This is a genomic window from Aromatoleum evansii (genome assembly GCF_012910805.1).
GTDB classification, from domain to species: Bacteria; Pseudomonadota; Gammaproteobacteria; order Burkholderiales; family Rhodocyclaceae; genus Aromatoleum; species Aromatoleum evansii.
In genome coordinates this window covers 1-526 of record NZ_WTVK01000192.1, presented here as the reverse complement: position 1 = coordinate 526, position 526 = coordinate 1, and the positions used below count along the sequence as shown (strand labels likewise).

Annotated in this window: 1 protein-coding gene; it reads right to left on the bottom strand. The window is 66.5% G+C overall.

What is annotated here, in order from left to right; all coding sequences use genetic code 11:
* On the bottom strand, positions 1-526 hold a 526-nt coding region (locus tag GO615_RS29870; protein ID WP_211167414.1), incomplete at both ends, for a MinD/ParA family ATP-binding protein.

Below are 526 nucleotides of genomic sequence, written 5' to 3'. Positions count from 1 at the left end.
CGAGGGTGTCGGTGCGAGCCAGGATGCCCGGCATGATCGGGTGCGTGATGCCCGTTCCGGCGTCGACGTGGATCGAGGAGTAGTAGCTCGACAGGATCTCGATCACAGCGTTGAACTGTGCCGAGGTGAGTGACTCGCCCAGCTTCGGGTCCGGCTCACCCGGCAACACGGTGAGTCGGCCTTCGGAGTAGAGGTAGCGGGACAGGTCGCCGATGCTCGTGACTGAATCGACGTGCTGGGCAAGCTGGTTCACCCCGGCCAGTCCTTCGCGGCCGGTCACGCGTTCGGCGAGGTCACCGGCGTCGGGGTTGAAGTCACCCGCGACGACCGCTTCGGGGCGGTACTGCGCGGCTGTCAGCGCGGTTCCGATGCACGTTGTCGTCTTCGTGATGCCGCCTTTGAGGCACAGGTACGTCGTGACGTGTGCGCCGCGCAAGGGCCGCTGGATGCGCGCCATGCGTTCCTGCTCACGCAGCTGCGCGGCGGAAGGGCCGAGGTTGATCAGTCCCCCCGTCATGGCATGCAC